Raw genomic sequence first — 18,799 nt, forward strand, 5'->3', positions numbered from 1 at the left:
GGACGCGCCGAGCCCCCGGCGCCAGCCTCTTCTTCATAGGGAAAACCGGGTGCGGCGCGGGCCGCTGCGGGGCCGCGCCGCAGCGCTGCTGTCGTGAATTCAACGACATCCGATCATTCACATTGTTGCCTATTGGCAACGCTGGATTCAGCCTGCCAGTCCGTTCCGGAGGGCGTAGCGGATCAGGGCCGCATTCGACGCCAGCCCCATCTTGCGGAAGATTCGGTTGCGGTAGGTGTTGACGGAACTGATGCTGATGCCGAGCTCGGCGGCGACCTGCTTGATCTGCAGGCCGGTCCCGATCAGGGTCACGATCTCGACCTCGCGCGGCGTCAGCACCTGGTGCGGCGGCGCTTGCGGCGGGCGGGTCGCCTCGCGCGCCAGCAGTTCGGCGACGCGCGATCCGATCCAGGGCGTGCCCTCGCCCGCCTTGCGCAGGGCCGCCACCAGGTCGTCCGAGACGGCCGCCTTCGAGACATAGCCGAAGGCGCCGGCGCGCAGGGCCGCCACCGCATACCGTTCTTCCGGGTGCCCGCTCAAGAGGATGACGCGCAGGTCGGGATAGTGGCGGCGCAGTTCGGTCAGGCCGTCGAGTCCATCGCAATCGGGCAAGGTAATGTCCAGCAAAACCATGTCGGGACGCACCTGGGCCACCAGCGCGAACACCTGGTTCAGGTTGGCCGCTTCGCCAACGATCTTCAGGTCGGCACAATTGCGCAGGATTTTCTTGACTCCCTCGCGAATCAGCTCGTGGTCATCGGCAATGACTAGCCTGGTCAATCTCTTTCGTCCCCAAAGTCACACATACACGCCGGCGTGCCCGGCAAAACGGACGATTTTAGGCGCTAATTACATTCGATTGCAAATGCAATCAATCACTATTTAACACTTAGTGCAACTTTTTGTAGAAATTTCGTCTGAAAAATGTTGCACCAGATGCGCCCGGGGCCGGCTTTGGTTTACAATGTCGGGCCATCCAATGAACCTCGGGATGCTCATGAAATTTCCGATGCTTTGCGCGCTGGTGCTGGCCGGCGCAACCGGCACGGCGCTTGCCGCGCCTGACGACTTCGCCGATACCCCACCGGCAACCAATATCTTCACGCAGGCCCCGACGATCGCCATCCCGGAAGGCAGCAACTGGTATACGTCCGCCGAACTCGGCGCGATCACGACCTCGGGCAACACCACCGGCACCTCGGTGACCGGCAAGATCGACGCCCGCCATGAGATGAGCAACTGGAGTAACGAATACATCTTCAGCGGCTTCTTCAAGGAAGACGAGGTGGTCAACGAAGACGGCAGCCGTACCCGCAACCGCTCGGCGGAACGCTGGCAAGTCTCGGCCAAGGCGGCCTTCAAGCTGCTGGAAGACGGCAACCGCGCCTTCGTGCTGGGTTCCCACGTGAACGATAAATTCGGCGCCTATACCCGCTACTCGACCCTGGCGGTCGGTTACGGCACCCAGCTGCTCAAGCGCGAAGACAAGACCGTCGACGTCGAAATCGGTCCGGGCTATTTTCACGGCGAGAGCGCGTCCGGCGAGCAGGAAGCCGGCATGACGGTGCACGGCGCCGCCCAGCTGCGCTGGCGGGTCAGCCCCTCCGCGGCCTTCAGCCAGACCGTCAGCGTGGAACGCGGCACGACGAACGTGCACACGGTGGCGGAAACCGCCCTGAGCACCAAGATCGCCGGCACCATGCAGATGAAGGCGGCGTTCAGCGCGCGCAGCGACAGCAAGGTCCCGGAAGACAAGAAGAACACCGACACCCAGACCTCGCTGACGCTGGTCTATTCCTTCTGATCCGGTAGGGGTCCGCCCTCGCCGCGCGTGCGCGGCCAGGCGGGCAAGTCGTCCACCCGCATCCAGGCCAGCCGCTGCGAGGCGAAGGTATGGTCCTGCGGTGACGCCGCCTCCGGTTCGTCGAGGCTGCAGGTGGTGACGTCGACCTCGTCCGGCGTCGCGTCGTTGCGGTAGGTGAGCGGCGTGCCGCAAGCCGCGCAGAAGCTCCGCTCGACCTGTGCGCTGGAGCGGCGCACGGCAGGCGCGCCGCGCACGTAGCGCAGCGCCGCCACCGGCACGCTGAACCAGGCCACGGCCGGCGCCCCGGCCGCGCGGCGGCAATCCACGCAATGGCACAGCGTGCGGTGAAACGGCGCGGCCTCCGCTTCATAGCGTACCGCGCCGCAGGAACAGCCGCCCGCCAGCGCCATCATGCCCCCTGTTTTTCGACTGCGCTGCGCACCGGCAGCAAGGCCAGGAGGCTGATCAGCGCCGCGGCGCTCAGGTACCAGCCGACGGTCGGCAAGCCGTGGGTGGTCGCCAGCCAGGTCGCCACATACGGCGCCAGGGACGCGCCCAGGATGCCGGCCAGGTTGAAGGTCAGCGAGGCGCCGGTGTAGCGCACCTCGGCCGGGAACATCTCGGACAGCAGCGTCCCCAGCGGTCCGTAGGTCATGCCGATCAGGCACTGGCCGAGCACCATGAACAGGGTCACCATGGCCAGCGAGCCGGAGCCGAACATCGGCCCGAAGGCCAGCCCGAACACGGCGATCGCCGCCGACACCCCGATCATCACGCGGCGCCGGTCGAGCCGGTCGGCCAGCACGGCGGCCAGCGGAATCGTCAGGCCGAAGAACAGGATCGCGAACAGCTGCAGCAGCAGGAACTGCTGGCGCGAGTAATGCAGGGCCGTGGTGCCCCAGCTCAGCGCGAACACCGTCATCAGGTAGAAGATCACGAAGGTCGCCAGCGCGGCCAGGGTGCCCAGCACCAGCGCGCCCGGATGCGACCTGAACACGACCGCCACCGGCAGGCGTACCCGTTCGTTCCGCTCCAGGACCTTCTGGAAGTCGGGCGTTTCGGTGATCTTCAGGCGCACGTACAGGCCGACCACGACCAGCAGCGCGCTGGCCAGGAAGGGCACGCGCCAGCCCCAGCGGAAGAAGTCGGCATCGGACAGGGTCTGCGACAGCACCAGGAAAGTCGAGCCGGACAGGAAGAAGCCGAGCGGCGCGCCCAGCTGCGGGAACATGCCGTACCAGGCGCGCTTGCCCGGCGGCGCATTCTCGGTGGCGAGCAGCACCGCCCCGCCCCACTCCCCGCCCAGGCCCAGGCCCTGGCCGAAACGGCACAGCGCCAGCAGCAGGGGCGCCAGGGTGCCGATCGTCGCATAGGTCGGCAGCAGGCCGATCACGACGGTGGACAGGCCCATGGTGAGCAGCGCCGCGACCAGGGTCGCCTTGCGCCCGATGCGGTCGCCGAAGTGCCCGAACACGGCCGAGCCGACCGGGCGCGCGAAGAACGCGATCGCGAAGGTCGCCAGCGACTGCAGGGTCGCGGCGGCCGGATCCGCGGCCGGGAAGAACAGCTTCGGGAACACCAGCACGGCGGCGGTGGCGTAGATATAGAAGTCGAAGAACTCGATGGTGGTGCCGATCAGGCTGGCGAACAGCACGGTGGCCGGACGGTTCATGGCGGCGCGCACCGCTTGCGGCTCGGCCACGCTCATGCGGCGCCCGCCTGTGCCAGTGCATCCTTCAATTCCCTGGCGTCGGCCGGGCGCACCACCCGTGCGACTTCCTGGCCATCCTTCATCACCACCACGGTCGGCCACAGCTTCACGCGGAACGAGCGGCCCAGCGGGCGGCCCGGGCCGTCCTCGGCCTTCAGGTGCTGCACGCCGGGATAGTCCTTCAGCGCTTCTTCGATATGGTGTTCGGCCGCCTTGCAGTAGCCGCACCAGTTGGTGCCGAAGTCGACGGCTACGACACCGGGCATCGCGTCGACCGCGCTGCGATCGGGCTGGGCGGTTTCATAGGGCTTGGTCATGCATCCTCCTTCTTGTTCTGGTTGTACGAATGACAGTAGCGTACCTCAAATGCATGCCGGCCGCGATAGCTGCGGCGCCTCCCTGCCCTGGCGGCTGCTTTTTGCTGGTCGCCTGGCGTCTGTGGGTTAGTTGCAGATTAATGGATCAAAAAAGCCCGCAGCCGCACGGCCGCGGGCATGAACCGGCTCCGGCGCCTCGATCCGGACCCGGCTACCAACACGGTTCAATCGGCGTGCCGCCCATCCTCCGCGCACTCGGACGGATGGCTGCGGCAGCGCGCCTGCCAGGCCGACAGCGCCGCCGGGGTGCTGAATGGCGCCAGGATCTCGGCCAGCGTATATGCCCTGCCCATGTGCCAGTCGGTGATGCGGGTGGCGCTGCCGCCCGTGGACCGGATCACCCACAGCGCGCCCTGCGCCGAAAACACGATGTGCCTGCCGTCCGGCGAGGGCGCGGCCGCCATATTCGTCCCTTCGCGCAGTTCGACCCGGAAATCCTGGGTCGGTCCGCGCAGGTCGTCGAGCTGGTCGACGCGGCCGCCGCCATGCAGCTGGCAGGCCGAGACCAGGAAGCTTGCCGCCGCCACGGCGAGCGCGGTCCTGCGGGTGGTCGAACGATGGTGATGCGTCATGGCTCCCTCCGGAAGTTGCCGATTTGCACCAACTTGGTGCAGACCTCGCCTTGATCCTACTGCCGGACTCGCAGGGCCATGCTGGTATTGCTGGGTTTTCTGATCGCGATCAAGGCTTATTGCTGACGCATGGGAACTTTTTCCGCACAAAATCAATTGCATAGCGTGAGCCAGCGAACGGAAACCCTGGACGGCCGGTGGCATCCTGAAGCCGTACTCGTCTCACACTTGTCGAAAAAGGAGCTGACCATGTCCGATAACCTGCAAAACCGCGGCCAGCAAGACCGCGCGCGTATCAACATGCATGAAAAGCACGAGATCCAGTACTGGACCAAGGCGCTCGGCGTGACCGAGGAAGAACTGGCGCAGGCCGTGAAACAGGCCGGCAACAGCGCAGACGCGGTCCGCGAGCACCTGCGTACGAAACACTGAACGCCGCCGGCAAGCAGTAAGCTGCTACCGGGCCGGCGCAGAGCCGGCCCGGTCGGGGCGCCGGCCGGCGGCGCCCTTCTCCCGGCCCGCCCGGCCGGCTGCGCGCCCGCGCGTTCCCCGGCTGCGCAGGCCCGCTCTCCCCGGCGCATGCCCCGCTCCGCACGAACCCCGGTAACACGAAAGGAGCCCAATGGACTTCCGCGGCTATTTCACATCCCTCGACATCGGCTGGACCAACGCCACCTTCGCGGCCGTGGTCGCAGTCCTCAGCTTCGTCCTCATCCACGGCGCCGTGATCCTGTTCCGGCGCCGCCTCGGCCAGCTCTCCGACGAGCGCGCCCAGCGCCCCATCGCCGACGTGCTGGCGCACACGCTGGCGCGCACCAGCAACCTCGCGGTGCTGGCGACCTCGCTGCTGATCGGCGCCACCATGCTCGACCTGCCGCCACCCTGGGACCAGCGCATCAATCACCTGTGGTTCATCACCCTCGGGGCCCAGCTGGCCTTGTGGCTGCACCGCGCGATCGGGGTGACGGCGCGGCGCTATTTCCGCGTGCACGGCAAGAACAAGGAAAACGAGCAGGTCACGGTGGCGCACACGCTGATGATCTGGGCCCTGCAGTGGAGCGTCTGGACCGTGTTCCTGCTGGCGATGCTGGCCAACCTCGGCATCAATGTCACGACCTTCGTGGCCAGCCTGGGCATCGGCGGCGTGGCGGTCGCGCTGGCGGTGCAGAACGTCCTCGGGGACCTGTTCGCCTCGCTGTCGATCGCGGTCGACAAGCCCTTCGAGGTCGGCGATTTCGTCTCGGTGCCGGAATTCTCGGGCTCCGTCGAGCACGTCGGCCTGAAGACCACCCGCATCCGCGCCCTGTCCGGCGAACAGATCGTGATCGCCAACGCCGAGCTGCTGCGCAAGGTAGTCCACAACTTCAAGCGCATGAACACGCGGCGCGTGCAGTTCAACCTGCGCATCAACCCGGCCACGCCGCCGGAACTGGCCGCCAAGCTGCCGCCGCAGCTCTCGAAGATCATCGAAGGCAAGGAGAAGGCCAGGCTCGACCACGTCAACCTGACCGTGCTCGACCAGAACTTCATCGAATACGACATCGTCTACAACCTGAGCGACGCCGATTACGGGCTGTTCCTCAGGACCCAGCAACAGGTCCTGCTCGAGGCCATGCAGCTGTGTCGCGAACTGGGCATCTCGACCGCCCCGCGCGCCCAGCAGCTGGTGCTGGGCGAGGCGGCCGGCCCCGAGCAGGCCGCGAACGATGGCAGCGATGTCAAGCGGCCCGACGGGCGCGGCCAGCCCCAGGCGCGGCCCTTGCGCTAGCGCGTTTGCCGGGCGGCAGGCTGGCGCCGCCGGCCTGCCGGCCCGCATAGAATCGACGGCCAGTGTTTTCGATGGAGGATGTATGGTCCAGCAGCAGTCGCAACAGCAGAACCGGCAGAAGGCACGGGAGCAGTCCCCGCCGCAGACCCCGCCCGGCACCGAAGCCCTGCTGGTACCGAAGGCCGACCACGGCGAAACCAGCTACGTCGGCCACGGCCGGCTGAAGGACAAGAAGGCCCTGATCACGGGCGCCGACAGCGGCATCGGCCGCGCGGTCGCGCTGGCCTTCGCGCGCGAGGGCGCGGATGTCCTGATCGCCTACCTGGACGAGCACGAGGATGCGAAGGAAACCGCGCGCCTGGTGGAGGAAGCCGGCCGCAAGGCGGTAACGGTGCCGGGCGACCTGGCCAACTGCCGGCTCCTGGTCGACCGCGCCGTGCAGGAATTCGGACGCATCGACGTACTGGTGAATAACGCCGCCTTCCAGATGAGCCACGAGGCCATCGAGGACATTCCCGACGAGGAGTGGCGCCACACCTTCGCCGTCAACATCGACGCCATGTTTTACATCTGCAAGGCGGCGGTGAAGCACATGGGCCCGGGCTCGTCGATCATCAACACCACCTCGATCAACTCGGACAAACCGAAACCCACGCTGCTGGCCTATGCCACGACCAAGGGCGCGATCGCCAACTTCACGGCCGGGCTGGCCCAGCTGCTGGCAGACAGGGGCATCCGCGTGAACTCGGTGGCGCCGGGGCCGATCTGGACCCCGCTGATCCCGTCGACCATGCCGCAGGAGGAAGTGGCGAGCTTCGGCCAGCAGACGCCGATGAAGCGCGCCGGACAGCCGGCCGAGCTGGCGCCAGTGTATGTGATGCTCGCATCGGATGAGGCGAGTTATGTGTCGGGGGCGCGGATTGCGGTGACTGGCGGGACGCCGATCCTGTAACGGTCAGCGTGGGCACGGGGCGCCCACGCGTCAACCTGCGATCATGCGTCGTTCGGGAAGCGGTTCCCCACATCCTGCGCCCGCGGGTGCTCCTCGTCCTCGTCCTTCGGCTCCGGCGGCGGCTGCGGCAGGTCGGCCGGCGGACCGCCTTCCTGCTGCATGTCGTTGCCCTCTTCCATGTCTTCCTCCGGCTCCTCGTGGCGCACCACCGGTTCCGGCTTGCGGTAGCCCGGGAACTGGGCGTCGGCGCTGACCTTGCCGCTGTCCAGCGCGGACCTGAAGAAGTCGCCCACCAGCAGGATCGCGCTGTGGCCGCCCTGGCCCCAGTAGTTCGAGCGCATCGTCACGCGGTTGTCGTTGAAGCCCACCCATGCGCCGGCCACCAGGTTCGGGTGGATCATGATGAACCAGCCGTCGGCATTGTTCTGGGTGGTGCCGGTCTTGCCGGCGACGTCGCCGTTGATGCCGAAGCGGGTCCGCACGGCGGTGCCGGTGCCGCGGTTGACGACCCCGCGCATCATGTCGATCAGGGTTTCGCTTGATGCCTGCGAGAGCACCCGTTGCGGGGTCTGGCTGGCGAAGTCGGCGACCACCTTGCCGTCGCGGTCGGTGATGCGGCGCACGAACACGGGGCGCCGGTATTCGCCCTGGGCGGCGATGGTCGAATACGCGCTGACCATCTCCAGCAGGGTCACCGGGCTGGTGCCGAGCGCGATCGAGGGCACCGCCGACAGCTTGCTGGTGCGGACGCCCATGTCCTGGGCCAGCTTGACGATCGGCTTCACGCCCACGTCCTGCATCACCTGGGCCGTGATCGTGTTCTTCGAGTACACCAGGCCGTCGCGCATGGTCAGCCGGCGGCCGGTGGTGCCGCTGTTGTCGGTCGGGCGCCAAGTCGTGCCGTTCGGGTCGCGGATCGTCGTCACCGCGTCCAGGTAGGGATGGTCCGGCGTGATGCCGCTTTCCAGCGCGGCGGCGTAGACGATCGGCTTGAAGGTCGAGCCGGGCTGGCGCGAGGCCTGGGCCACGTGGTCGAACTGCTCGCGCTGGAAGTTGCGGCTGCCGACCCAGGCCTTGACCTCGCCGGTGGCCGGGTCCATCGCCACGAAGCCGGCCTCCAGGCGCGCCTTGGCGGTCTTCAGCTGGCGCATGAAGTCGCGGTCGGCCTTCAGGCGCTTGAGGGCCGCGTCCGGCGCTTCGCCGCCGTCGACCGCGTGCCGGTACTCGCCGGACTCGCGCACGAAGGCGTCGAGCAGCTCGGCGTGCGACTGCCAGTAATAAGCGAAGGGCGTCACACCCTCGCGCATGTCGGCATAGGTCTGGGGCGAGGTCGAATTGACCGGCCATGCATGGGCCCAGTCGACGTCGGCGATCGCCTGCAGCGCGTCGGCCTGGCGCTCGACGGCGCGCTGGGCGGCCTGCTGCAGGTCGTAGTCGAGCGTGGTCTGCACCACCAGGCCGTCCTGCTGCAGGTTGACGTCGTTCTTGTCGGCCCAGTCGACCAGCCACTTGCGGACATAGGCCGTGAAGTGGTCGTCCTTGCCGGTACGCTCGGCCTGGCGCGTGAAACGCACCTTGAGCGGACGCTTGACCAGCTGCTCGTAGCGCTTCTCGTCGAAGGCGCCGGCCTTCAGCATCTGCGCGAGCACCACGTTGCGGCGCGCCTTCGAGCGCTCGGGATTCGTCACCGGGTTGTAATAGGCGGTGCCCTTCAGCATGCCGACCAGGGTCGCCGCCTCGACTTCATTCAGCTGGGCGGCCGGCTTGTCGAAATAGGTGCGCGCCGCCATCTCGATGCCGAAGGTGTTGTACAGGAAAGGCACCGTGTTCAGGTAGGCTTCCAGGATCTCGGTCTTGCTGTAGGTGTTCTCGATCTTGAACGCGGTGATCAGTTCCTTCAGCTTGCGGTTGATGTTGCGCGCATTGCCGATCTCGTCGCGGAACATATTGCGCGCCAGCTGCTGGGTAATGGTCGAGCCGCCCTGGGCGTCGCCCTTCAGGTTGGCCAGCATGGCGCCGGCGATGCGGGTGAAATCGACGCCGTGGTGCTCGTAGAAACGGTGGTCCTCGGTCGCGACCAGGGCCGTGATCACGTGCGGCGAGATCTGCGACAGCCGCACTTTCTCCTGCAGGCCCTGCTCGAAGCTCGCCAGTTCGCGGCCATCGCTCGACACCACCACGGTCGGGCGCGCGACCCGGGCCTGCTTCACGTCCTCGATGCCCGGCGTCAGCGGGAACAGCAGCGCCACATAGATGGCGAACAGCACCATCAGGGCCAGCAGCGACCACAGGCCGATCAGCAGCCAGCGCTGCAGCGGCGGGCGCGCCATCAGGCCCGCCTTCACCTGCGCGTAGCGGGCCCGCGCCCGCGCCGCCGCGGCGCCAGGCCGGCGCCGGTCCAGGCCGGGGTAGCCCATCGGCGGCTGTTCCTGCTGCTCTTGTTCTTCGTTCTTGTTATGGTCGTCCACGTGATTCCTGCCTGCTCCTGATCGTTACCGCCGCAAGTATAGCCGAGGGCGCACAAACCTTCGGTACGCCACCGCGCTTAAGGAAGGCGATGGCCGCCCGCGCCGCGCCTAGGCGGCGGCGTCCTGCGGCTGGACGCGGCGGCCCGTCCGCAGCAGGGCCTCGACGTCGGCGCCCGGCGCCGCGCGCGCATACACATGGCCCTGCACCTCGTCGCAGCCGCGCTGTTTCAGGTAGTCGAGCTGGGCCTCGGTCTCCACCCCTTCGGCGATCACCCGCATGCGCAGCCCGCGCGCCAGCTCGATGATGGCCGCCACCATGGCCGCGTCGTCCTCGCTGCTGGTGATGTCGCGGACGAAAGAGCGGTCGATCTTCAGCACGTCCACCGGAAAACGGCGCAGGTAGGACAGGCTGGAATAACCGGTGCCGAAGTCGTCGATCGACAACTGCACGCCCATGCCCTTGAGTTCGCCCATGGTGCGGATCGCGCCCTCGACGTCCTCCATCACCAGGCTTTCCGTGATTTCGATCTCGAGGCAGGACGGCGCCAGGCCGGTCTCCTCGAGCACGCGCGCAATCTCGCGCACCAGGCCGGGCTGGGAAAACTGGCGCGCCGACAGGTTGACCGCGATCCGCAGCTGCCCGAAGCCGGCATGCTGCCACGCGCGGCTCTGGCGGCAGGCGGTGCGCAGCACCCAGGACCCGATCGGCACGATCAGGCCGGTCTCCTCGGCCAGGTTGATGAAACGGTCGGGCCGCACCATGCCCATGCTCGGGTGGCGCCAGCGGATCAGCGCCTCCAGCCCCACCACCGAACCGCTTTCGAGGTCGACCTGGGGCTGGTAGTAGAGCTCGAACTCGCCGTGGTGCAGGGCGTTGCGCAGCGCGCCTTCCAGCGCGATCCGTTCGCGGGCGCGCGCATTCATCGCCGGCGTGTAGAACTGGACCGCGTTGCGGCCGGCATCCTTGGCGCGGTACATCGCCACCTCGGCGTGCTGGATCAGCGCGGCGGCGTCGTGCCCGTCGGCCGGCCAGGCGGCCAGGCCGGCGCTGCCGGTCATCACGATGTCCTGGCCGTGCAGGCGCAGCGGCTCGGACAGCGCTTCCAGCACCGCCTTGACGGTGGCCGCCGCCTCGTTCTCGGCGGCGCGGCCGGGCAGCACCAGCACGAACTCGTCGCCGCCGGTGCGCGCCACGGTATCGGCGCGCCCGACCACGCCCTGGATGCGCGCCGCGACCGCCTTCAGCATCTCGTCGCCGGCGCCGTGGCCGAGGGTGTCGTTGACGTACTTGAAGTGGTCGAGGTCGAGCGTCGCCACCCACACCGTGGCGGCGCTGCCGGCCAGCGCGATCGCGGCCTCGATACGGTCCTGCAGCAGCACCCGGTTGGCCAGGCCGGTCAGGGTGTCATAGCGCGCGCGCACTTCCAGCTCGGCCTCGTAGCGCTTGGCGGTGCTGATGTCGTACTGCGTGATCACGAAATGGCCCACCTCGCCGTTTTCCTCGCGCACCGGGGCGACATACACTTCGGCGTACAGTTCACGCCCATCCTTGCAGCGCAGGCGCATGGTGGCGTTGCCTTCGCGGCCCTCGCGCATGGCCTGCAGCAGCTCGGCCACCGGCGCCTGGTCGGGCTCCCGCAGGGCTGCCTCGAACAGGCGCCGCCCGACCGCTTCGGATGTCTCGTAGCCGCGCATGCGCTTCAAGGCCGGATTCACGTACTCGATCGGGAAGCCGGGCTGTCGCGCATCGACCAGCATCACCACGTTGGCGCTGGCCTCGATCGCGCGCAGGTAGAGGTGCATCTGGCCGAGCGCCCGTTCGAGGTCGGCGGTGCGGCGCTCGACCAGGGCTTCGATGCGGCCGGTGCGCTCGAAGCGACCGCGCACCCAGGCCGCCAGCCCGGCGCTCAGCACGCAGCCCATCAACAGGACCGCCAGCGGCGCGGCGCCGCCGGCCATGCCGCCCGAACGGCCGGACATGCGCAGCTCCCAGCGCTGGCCCGCCACCTCGAGGGGACGGCGCACGGTGAAGACCTCCTCGCCCAGCCACTCCTGCCAGGCCGGCGCCGCGCGCCGCTCCAGGTGGTTCCAGCGGAAGGCGGTGCGCATGCCCTGCTCGCCCATCCCGGCCAGTTCGATCGCGATCCCGTCGTCATCCAGCAGCCTGGCGCCGGCCAGGTTGCGTCCCACCAGTTCGCCGACGTCCACCGCCACCGAGGTGTCGCCGAGCACGCTGGCGCGGCGCGCCGCGGCCCCGGGCGGCACCACGGCGCCCCGGTAGACCGGCATCACCAGCACCACCCCCGTATGGGGCCGCTCGCCATTCTTGCTCAGCAGGGGCAGCAGCACGCTGGCCGCCGCCCCGCCGCTGTCGACCGCGCGCTCGAAGGCCCGCGCCTGCGGGGCGAAGGACAGGGCGTCGTAGCCGACCACTTCCTCGTAGACGTCCGACGGTTCGATGTATTCGGCCACCAGGTAGCGCCGGCGCGCACCGGCCGGGGCCAGGCCGCCGGCGCGGCGCTCGAGGATCCGGAAGCCCGGCCGCAGGCGGCCCTGCCCGGCTTCGTAGCCGCTGCGGCCGGCGGTCTCGACCACGCGGTGGAACACCACGTCCTCGAGATAGGGATGGCTCTTCAAGAGTGGCCGAACGAAGGCGCCGAACTGTTCGCGCCCGACCGTGCCGCCCGACTCGAACAGGGCATTCGTGGCTTGCAGGACGACAAGCGCATCGCCGAAGCTGTTGGCGACCGCGGCATAGTGGGCTTCGGAGCGCTGCAGGAATGCGAAGCGGGCCCGTTCATGTTCGGCCGCATGCAGGCCGGCTGCGAGCGCGAATGCGATCGCAACGCCGCCTAGCAGGGTGAGCGCGGCGGCGACATCCGGTGGCCGCGGACGGACGCGGCCAATGCGCGCGATCCATTTCGACATATCTCATGGTAGCAGGGATGCGCCCCGCGCACGCCGGATCCGCCGCGCGCGCCTATTCCTCTGTGCGCTTCGGCAGCCGCTCGAGCTGGAATCCGGCCAGGGTCGGGTACAGCGGCGGACTGATGGCGCGCGCCACCAGGTAGGCCACCAGGGCGCAGGCCATCAGGCTCAGCACCATGGCATGGCCGTCGACCATCTCCATCACGATGATGAACGCGGTCAGCGGCGCCTGGGTGGCGGCCGCCAGGAAGCCGACCATGCCGAGCGCGATCAGGGCCGGCATCTGGATACCGTACAGCAGCAGCGCGACGTCGTTGCCGATCGCGGCGCCGATCGCCAGCGAAGGGGCGAAGATACCGGCCGGCACCCCGGACCAGGTGGTCAGCCAGGTCGCCAGGAACTTGAACAGGGCGTAGGCCGGCGGCATCGCCGCCTTGCCCTCGATCATGACGCGGGTCGCGCCATAGCCGGAACCGAAGGGCGCGCCGCTCGATGCCACGCCGATCACGGCCACCGCCAGGCCGCAGGCGGCGGCGAACAATACCGGCTTGCGCGCGCGCAGGCGGCTGAACACATCGGTCGAGCGTCCCGACAACGAGGCGATCAGCAGGCGCGAGAACAGGCCGCCGGCGATGCCCGCCAGCACCGCCAGCATCAGGCCCGGCAGCAGCAGATCGAGGCCGGGCGCGGGGGCATGGATGACACCGAAATAGGTGCCGTTGCCGTGCGCGGAGACCGCCACCAGGCCGGCCAGCACGATCGCGGCGATGATCAGGCCGCTGCTGCGCCGCTCGGGCGAACGCGCCAGCTCCTCGATCGCGAACATCACCCCGCCCAGCGGCGTGTTGAAGGCGGCGGCGATGCCGGCGGCGCCGCCGGCCACCAGCAGGCCGTGGATCCCGACCGGCGCGCCGGCAGGCATGAAGCGGCGAACCTGCAGCATGATGCCGGCGGCGATCTGCACCGACGGCCCCTCGCGGCCCAGCGACAGCCCGCCCAGCAGGCCGGCGGATGTCAGCAGGATCTTGGCCACGCTCAGGCGCAGCGAGACGAACAGCCCGCGCTCGGCGTCGCCGACTTCCTTCTCCAGCGTGGCCATGACCTGGGGAATGCCGGAACCGGCGGCCCCGGGAGCGAAGCGGCGGGTGCACCAGACCACGGCGGCGGCGCAGGCCGGCGCGCACAGCAGCGGCGCCCACCACGCGTACGCGCGCAGCACCCCGAACCAGCCGCTGGCCGTCTCCGCCAGCCAGGTGAAACCGACCACGGTCAGGCCGGCCGCCACCGCGGCCGCCACCACCAGGGCCCGGGCCAGCCAGAGGCGCCAGTCGGCCAGTTCCTGGCTGAGCGCTTCCTTCAGGGCGCGCGGCGCCTTCATCGCACGTCACCCCGCGCAACATTCCAATAGCGCGGCACTGGGCTTGTACCTACATTATCCGTTATGATCCACATATGTCCTCTTTATCACAACCGCCCCAGCCCGCCGACGCCGCGCCGGCTGCACCCGCGAACCGCGTCCTGCGCCAGTTCCGCGTGGTATTCAATTCCGTCAAAACCCATTTCCGCCAGGTCGAGCGCGAAGCCGGTGTCGGCGGCGCCCAGCTGTGGGCGCTGTCCGTGATCGAGCGGCGGCCCGGCATCGGCGTGACCGAACTGTCGCGCGAGCTCGACATCCACCAGTCCACCGCCAGCAACCTGATCAAGAGCCTCACCGAGCGCGGCCTGGTCACCGCGGCGCGCGAAGGCATGGACCGCCGCAGCGTGTCCCTGCGCATCGCGGCGCCGGGCGAAGCGGTGCTGCGCAGCGCCCCGATGCCGTTCTCCGGCGTGCTGCCCGACGCCCTGTCCAGCCTCGATCCGGAGACCCTGGGGCGGCTGGAACAGGACCTCGCCAAGCTGATCGTCATGCTGGAGGCGGACGAATCCGCAGCCAACGTGCTGCTGTCCCAGCAGATGTAAATAAAAAAGGCTCCCGGACGGGCCGGGAGCCGAATAGATACAAAGTATCCTCATCGCTGATCACGAAGACGTCCGAACCGATCCAGGCGCCCCGCTCACGAATACATTGTGACACATGTTATGTATCTGTGGCAATCACATTTGGGCAAATACATTGTCTCAATGCGCGTCCGCGCGCGGCACCTGCGGCAGCGCGCAGCGCGAGTGACGTCCTGCCACCGTGCAGGTATTGCGCTCGCGGCCGTCGCGGTCGTGGATCACCACATCCCAGCGGTCCGGCCCGCGCCTTTCCATGGTCATGAAGCCGAAGCCGTCGATCCATGAGCTCATGGCTTCGACCACCGCGCCCGGCGCCGGCGTGGTGCCGGGCGGGACGCTGGCCGGCAGCGGCACGATGTCTTCCGCCGTGCCCGCGAAGCCGCTGACGAACTGGGTCGGGTAATCCGACGAAAAGCTGACCTGCTCCCACAGGTGCACGTGGCCGGACAGCAATACCTCCACATTCGCCGGCAGCAGGCGCGGCTGGATCGCGCCGAAGGCCTGGATCAGGCCGGCATCGCCGCCGAACAGCCTGATGGCGCCGGTCTTCCTGTCCTGTTCGGCGCCGAAGCCGTACAGCGGGTGGTGGTCGACCGCGATATTGTGGCGCGCGCGGCCGGCCAGCGCTTCCAGCTTGCGGTAAGTGTCGGCGTACCGTTCGCGGCGCAGATCCCCGGCCGGGAACCCCTTGTAGCTGGTATTCGCACTGTCGAACACCAGCAACTGGGCGTCGCCGCCGAGCGGCACCGCGTACGGATCGCTGAAGTCGGCGATGGCGTCCCGGGCCGGGTCGTCGCAGCTGGTCTCCGGCCGCAGCGGACGCGGATCGAGGAAGCGCCACCAGCCCTGCCCGCCGCGTGAGCAGCTTTCGTGGTTGCCGCGCGCAAGCACCCAGGGTGCGGCGGCGAGGAGCGTCCGCGCCGGCGCGAAGAAATCGGCGTTCCAGGCATCCCAGCCATAGCCGAAGGGACTGCCGGCGCAGCCCGGGCGGTCGGCCGGGCACGGGTCTTCGCGGTAATGGTAATCGCCGACGTGGATCACCAGGTCGGGCTTCCAGGCCGCCGCGCTGGCCGCCACCCGCGCGAACGGGAAGGCCCCGGCATCGTTACAGTCCTGGAATTCCTTCCCCTTCAGGCGGCAGCCCGTGTCGCCGATCACGACGATGCGCTTCGGCTCGGCCGCCGGCAAGGGCAGCGCACGGCCGGCCACGGCCACGCTGCGCGCACCCGCCGGCAGCGCGGCCTCGCAGCTCTGCACCGCCGACGATACCGCCGCCGGCCGCCCGGTCGCCGCCGCCTGCGGGCGCAGCGGAATCGCCGACAGCGGAGAACGCACCGCCATCGCCGCGGCGCGGCCATCGATCTCGATCGCCGGGCAGGCCGGCGCGGTGGTGATGGCGCGCGCGATGGCCGCGCCGTCGTCGCCGAGGATGACGAAGGCTGCCTGCAGCGGCGCCGGCGCCGGCGGCTGGAAACCGGCGCAACCGGCCAGCGCGGCCGCGCTCAGGAGGGCAAGGGGAAAGCGGTGGAAAGACATGGGGCCGTCCGGAAAAAATTGAAAAGTTACCACATTCCTCGCATGCAAGCTGACGCTTATCCGGTTTGGATATAAGCATAATTCGAATCGTTATTGGCCAGGAACCTTTCCTGCCTGCTAAGCTCGCGACCCTCCGCAGCCATGGTGCTGCGCAACAAACGAAAGAAGAACATGAGCGTCAAGTATTCCCGTCCCAACCCCGCGCGCGCCCTTCTCGCGCTGGGCCTGATCGCCTCCACCCTGCCCGCCGCCCGCGCCCAGGAAGCCGCTCCCGCCCAGCCCGCCGCCAGCGGCGAGCTGCAGGCCGTGGTCGTCACCGGCACCCGCTCGCTGAACCGCCGCACGCTCCAGACCGAATCGCCGGTCGACGTCATCTCCAGCCGCGAGCTGCTGGGCACCGGTTCGAGCGAGCTGGCGACCGTGCTGTCGCGCCTGCTGCCGTCGATGAACTTCCCGCGCCCGGTCGGCGCCGACGCCAGCGACGCGGTGCGTCCGGCCCAGCTGCGCGGCCTGTCTCCCGACCAGACCCTGGTGCTGGTGAACGGCAAGCGCCGCCATACCTCCAGCGTGGTCAACGTCAACGGCAGCATGGGCCGCGGCTCGGCCCCGGTCGACCTGAACGCGATCCCGCTGGCCGCGATCGACCACATCGAAGTGCTGCGCGACGGCGCCGCCGCCCAGTACGGTTCCGATGCGATCGCCGGCGTGGTCAACATCATCCTGAAGAAAGGCGCCGACGGCGGCGAGGCTGAAGTCAGCTACGGCCAGTTCTCGAAAGGCGACGGCGAGCAGGCCACGGTGCGCGGCTCGACCGGCGTCAGGCTGGGCGACAAGGGCTGGCTGCGCGTGGCGGTGGAAGCCGCGAACCGCAATCCGACCAACCGCGCCTTCGCCGACCCGCGTCCGGAGGCCGGATCGCGCCAGGGCACCCTCACCCAGCGCTACGGCGACCCGGACAGCCGTCCACGCAGCCTGTTCCTGAACAGCCAATACAGCCTGACCGACGACATCGACTGGTACGCCTTCGCCAACTACGGCGAGCGCAAGACCTCGTCCGCCGCGACCTGGCGCACCGCCTACACCACCCCGTTCGATCCGAACAACAAGCACCTGCGTTCGACGCTGTACCCGGAAGGCTTCCTGCCGCTCGAGGACAGCACATCGACGGACGCCTCGCTGGTCACCGGCCTGCGCGGCGAAGCGGCCGGCTGGCGCTGGGATGCGAGCCTGAACGTTGGCCGCAACCGCTTCAGCCTGGACGTCGACAACACCACCAACCTGAGCAAGGACTTCCCGAGCCCGGCCCAGACCAGCTTCTACGCCGGCAAGCTGATCTCGACCCAGGAACTGGCGAACCTGGACGTGGCGCGCGACATCCCGGTGTCGTGGATGGCCGGTCCGCTGACCGTGGCGCTGGGCTTCGAGGCCCGCCACGAGTCCTATGAGATCGGCGCCGGCGAGCCGAACTCCTACTTCGGCGGCGGCGCCCAGGGCTTTTCCGGATTCCGTCCCGAGAACGCGGGCAAGAACAGCCGCAACAACCAGTCGCTGTACCTGAACCTGGAAGGCGACATCACGAAGCAGCTGTCCGGCTCCCTGGCCGTGCGCCACGAGCGTTACAGCGACTTCGGCAACACGACCTCGGGCAAGGCCTCGGCGCGCTATGCATTCACGCCGCAGTTCGCGCTGCGCGGCACCGTCTCGAACGGTTTCCGCGCACCGTCGCTGGCCCAGGAGTTCTACACCATCACGACCACCAACTTCCTGGTCATCAACAGCCAGAACACGCCGATCGAGACCGGCACCTTCCCGGTGAACAGCGCCGCGGCAGCTGCCCTCGGGGCCCAGGCGCTGAAGCCGGAACGCGCGCGCAACCTGAGCTTCGGCGCGCAGTGGCAGCCGGTCCGCAACTGGACCACCACCGTCGACCTGTACCGCATCGACATCGACGACCGCATCGTGTTCTCGTCCAACCTGCAGCTGGCGAACGCGCCGAAGCTGGATGCGACCCTGAAAGCCAGCGGCATCTTCGTCGGCGCGGCGCGCTACTTCACCAACGCCGTCGATACCCGCACCAGGGGCGTGGACGTGGTCAGCACCTACCGCCTGAACCTGACGCAGGGCGCGCGCGCCGACTTCACGCTGGCCTACAACCACAACGACAACGAAGTGCGCCACGTGGCCGCCACGCCGTCCGTGCTGGGCGACGAGAAGCTGGTGCTGGTCGACCGCCAGTCCGTCAACCGCCTGACGGTCGGTTCGCCGAAGGACAAGCTGACCCTGGCGGCCGACTACAGCCGCGGCATCTGGAGCGGCCACGCCAACGTGACGCGTTACGGAAAATTCACGGTCCCGCAAAACAACCCGGCGCTGGACCAGACCTACGATCCGCAATGGACGCTGGACGTGTCGGGCTCGGTGCGCCTGGCCGGCAACTGGCGCCTGACCGCGGGCGTGGACAACCTGACCAACCGCTACCCGGCCCAGGTCACCTCGACCGGCAACCTGAACGTGGCCGGCACCCAGCCTTACAGCATCTGGGCGCCGAACGGCTTCAATGGGCGGTTCATGTATGTGAAGGCTGGCTATAGCTGGTAAAACCTTCGTCGTTCCCGCGAAGGCGGGAACCCAGGTTTGCATGCGTTTCGACTGCTCACGCAGAACTTGGGTCCCCGCCTGCGCGGG

15 protein-coding genes are annotated in these 18,799 nt (G+C 68.5%); 6 read left to right on the plus strand and 9 right to left on the minus strand.

Annotated features, from left to right (window positions below):
* Positions 1–147: 147 nt before the first annotated feature.
* Complete coding sequence (locus tag AC3A6M_RS13390) at positions 148–780, minus strand: response regulator (protein WP_487853206.1); 633 nt, start codon at positions 778–780, stop codon at positions 148–150.
* Between the two features lie 217 nt (positions 781–997).
* Between AC3A6M_RS13390 and AC3A6M_RS13395 the strand changes: the two genes are divergently transcribed.
* Entirely contained in the window at positions 998–1,804 is an 807-nt protein-coding gene (locus tag AC3A6M_RS13395; RefSeq protein ID WP_487853207.1) for a DUF481 domain-containing protein, read from the plus strand.
* On the opposite strand, the gene AC3A6M_RS13400 is transcribed toward AC3A6M_RS13395, so the two are convergent.
* The 4 genes from AC3A6M_RS13400 to AC3A6M_RS13415 all read right to left on the minus strand — a co-directional run bounded on the left by AC3A6M_RS13400 (position 1,792) and on the right by AC3A6M_RS13415 (position 4,464).
* A complete protein-coding gene (locus AC3A6M_RS13400; protein ID WP_487853208.1) occupies positions 1,792–2,217 on the minus strand; it encodes a GFA family protein in 426 nt (141 codons plus the stop codon). The two genes, AC3A6M_RS13395 and AC3A6M_RS13400, sit on opposite strands and share 13 nt — an antisense overlap.
* Complete coding sequence (locus AC3A6M_RS13405; RefSeq protein ID WP_487853209.1) at positions 2,214–3,512, minus strand: MFS transporter; 1,299 nt, start codon at positions 3,510–3,512, stop codon at positions 2,214–2,216. Before AC3A6M_RS13405 ends, AC3A6M_RS13400 begins: the two co-directional genes overlap by 4 nt.
* On the minus strand, positions 3,509–3,832 hold the full coding sequence (locus tag AC3A6M_RS13410) for a thioredoxin family protein (RefSeq protein ID WP_487853210.1): 324 nt from the start codon (positions 3,830–3,832) through the stop codon (positions 3,509–3,511). The genes AC3A6M_RS13405 and AC3A6M_RS13410 overlap by 4 nt, the downstream gene beginning before the upstream one ends.
* A gap of 224 nt (positions 3,833–4,056) precedes the next feature.
* A complete protein-coding gene (locus AC3A6M_RS13415) occupies positions 4,057–4,464 on the minus strand; it encodes a hypothetical protein (protein WP_487853211.1) in 408 nt (135 codons plus the stop codon).
* 249 nt (positions 4,465–4,713) lie between these two features.
* On the opposite strand from AC3A6M_RS13415, the gene AC3A6M_RS13420 reads away from it, so the two are divergent.
* The 3 genes from AC3A6M_RS13420 to AC3A6M_RS13430 all read left to right on the plus strand — a co-directional run bounded on the left by AC3A6M_RS13420 (position 4,714) and on the right by AC3A6M_RS13430 (position 7,184).
* A complete protein-coding gene (locus tag AC3A6M_RS13420; RefSeq protein WP_487853212.1) occupies positions 4,714–4,896 on the plus strand; it encodes a DUF3606 domain-containing protein in 183 nt (60 codons plus the stop codon).
* 190 nt (positions 4,897–5,086) lie between these two features.
* Positions 5,087–6,232: a mechanosensitive ion channel family protein gene (locus AC3A6M_RS13425; protein ID WP_487853213.1), complete on the plus strand. Its 1,146-nt coding sequence runs from the start codon at positions 5,087–5,089 to the stop codon at positions 6,230–6,232.
* An 82-nt stretch (positions 6,233–6,314) separates the two neighbouring features.
* On the plus strand, positions 6,315–7,184 hold the full coding sequence (locus AC3A6M_RS13430) for an SDR family oxidoreductase (RefSeq protein WP_487853214.1): 870 nt from the start codon (positions 6,315–6,317) through the stop codon (positions 7,182–7,184).
* Positions 7,185–7,225: 41 nt separating this feature from the next.
* On the opposite strand, the gene AC3A6M_RS13435 is transcribed toward AC3A6M_RS13430, so the two are convergent.
* From AC3A6M_RS13435 to AC3A6M_RS13445, 3 genes are all read right to left on the minus strand, one after another.
* Complete coding sequence (locus AC3A6M_RS13435; protein ID WP_487853215.1) at positions 7,226–9,652, minus strand: penicillin-binding protein 1A; 2,427 nt, start codon at positions 9,650–9,652, stop codon at positions 7,226–7,228.
* A gap of 108 nt (positions 9,653–9,760) precedes the next feature.
* Positions 9,761–12,580, minus strand: coding sequence for a bifunctional diguanylate cyclase/phosphodiesterase (locus tag AC3A6M_RS13440; protein WP_487853216.1), 2,820 nt, complete (start codon positions 12,578–12,580; stop codon positions 9,761–9,763).
* Between the two features lie 52 nt (positions 12,581–12,632).
* Positions 12,633–13,958 carry a chloride channel protein gene (locus AC3A6M_RS13445; protein ID WP_487853217.1) on the minus strand — a complete coding sequence of 442 codons (1,326 nt, stop codon included), beginning with the start codon at positions 13,956–13,958 and terminating at the stop codon, positions 12,633–12,635.
* A 74-nt stretch (positions 13,959–14,032) separates the two neighbouring features.
* Here AC3A6M_RS13445 and AC3A6M_RS13450 point away from each other — a divergent pair, with 74 nt between their 5' ends.
* The gene (locus AC3A6M_RS13450) at positions 14,033–14,539 is read left to right on the plus strand and encodes a MarR family winged helix-turn-helix transcriptional regulator (RefSeq protein WP_487853218.1); all 507 of its coding nucleotides are present in this window, start codon (positions 14,033–14,035) and stop codon (positions 14,537–14,539) included.
* Between the two features lie 159 nt (positions 14,540–14,698).
* Here the strand turns inward: AC3A6M_RS13450 and AC3A6M_RS13455 are convergent, their stop codons facing one another.
* On the minus strand, positions 14,699–16,114 hold the full coding sequence (locus AC3A6M_RS13455; protein WP_487853219.1) for a metallophosphoesterase family protein: 1,416 nt from the start codon (positions 16,112–16,114) through the stop codon (positions 14,699–14,701).
* Positions 16,115–16,285: 171 nt separating this feature from the next.
* Between AC3A6M_RS13455 and AC3A6M_RS13460 the strand changes: the two genes are divergently transcribed.
* Positions 16,286–18,712, plus strand: coding sequence for a TonB-dependent receptor plug domain-containing protein (locus AC3A6M_RS13460; protein WP_487853220.1), 2,427 nt, complete (start codon positions 16,286–16,288; stop codon positions 18,710–18,712).
* Positions 18,713–18,799 lie beyond the last annotated feature (87 nt).

Source organism: Telluria sp. Soil_C_11 (assembly GCF_057657395.1).